1 pseudogene is annotated in these 1,278 nt (G+C 43.7%); it reads left to right on the forward strand.

Going from position 1 to position 1,278, the window contains the following annotated elements:
• The first annotated feature begins 38 nt into the window (after positions 1-38).
• A pseudogene (locus tag HSISS2_RS01840) lies at positions 39-1,227 on the forward strand (DUF859 family phage minor structural protein).
• Positions 1,228-1,278 lie beyond the last annotated feature (51 nt).

Below are 1,278 nucleotides of genomic sequence, written 5' to 3' on the forward strand. Positions count from 1 at the left end.
AGATTGCTGACAACGTTGGGACATCGTTAAAGTGGACAATCCCAGCGGATTTCGCAAACGACATACCGGATGCAACAACTGGCCGAGGTACTATATACGTCGATACTTATGTTGACGGCAAATTGATTCAAACACAGTCAACGGCACTAACGGCAAGGATTGTCACAAACAACGCGAAGCCGTCGTTCACTGGATTACTTTAACGGACGCAAATGCAACGACTCAAAGGATAATTCCAGAGCCAACACATTTCGTGTCCATAATGTCGCTTGTGAAAGTCGCCTTCAACGGAGCGCAAGCAAAAACGGAGCTACAATAGCTGGGTACTACGCTGAAATCGTTGGGGCCAGCAATTCTGTTTCAACGAACGGCGGGGTATTCCGTGAGGTTGCTGTAAACAAAGATACCCAAATGACCTTAAGAGGTAGAGTTCAAGACTCTCGTGGGATTTGGTCTGATTGGAAAGAGATGAAAATAACATTTCTATTCTATTTCAGTCCAACGCTAAAATTTGAAGTTACCAGAAGTGGCTCAAAGTCAGACACGCTAACCATTAAGAGATTTGCTAAGATAGCACCTCTTAGTGTTAATGGGGTCCAAAAAAATACCATGAAGCTGACTTTTACAGCAACAAAAGTTGGAACGAGCAATGCTGTAGCAGATAATGGGTCGGCTGGCGGTGAATGGTCAAGCATTTCTGAATTCAAGGCATCTAACGCAAATTTAGGCAAGGAATACCCCGCAGATACCTCATTCATAGTTACAGGAAAGCTAGAGGACAGATTTTCAGACTCAAAATTTCAAGATACAGTAACGACCGATAAAATTATTATGTCCTATGACCAACAAGGCGTTGGTATTGGTAAGTATCGTGAAAATGGAGCACTTGATGTCGATGGATTGATTTATTCAGGCTCAAAACTAATCCAACACCACAAGCTTACAGAACCGAACGGTGCAGCGATTGATAACAAGGTAGATAACCTAAACGACTATAGAACCACTGGTTTTTATTCAATCCTAGGGAACTACAAAAACCATCCCGCATCGGGCGAGGATGCTTGTTTAGAAGTCGTGGAAAGCATTTCTGGGTATCACCAAACGCTAACAACTGTGTCCGGTCGGATGTTTAAACGCACTGTCACTAGTAATTCTAATGGCTCATGGATTGAGTACACGCCTAAGCCAGCGATGGTTAAACAGAGGTTGATATTGGTTGGCGGGTGAAAGCGAACCTTGTGCGCCAGTCGAACGTAGTAACTCTCAGCTTAATCAGAG

It is taken from the genome of Streptococcus sp. HSISS2, assembly GCF_000448665.1.
In the GTDB taxonomy this organism is placed as follows: Bacteria; Bacillota; Bacilli; order Lactobacillales; family Streptococcaceae; genus Streptococcus; species Streptococcus raffinosi.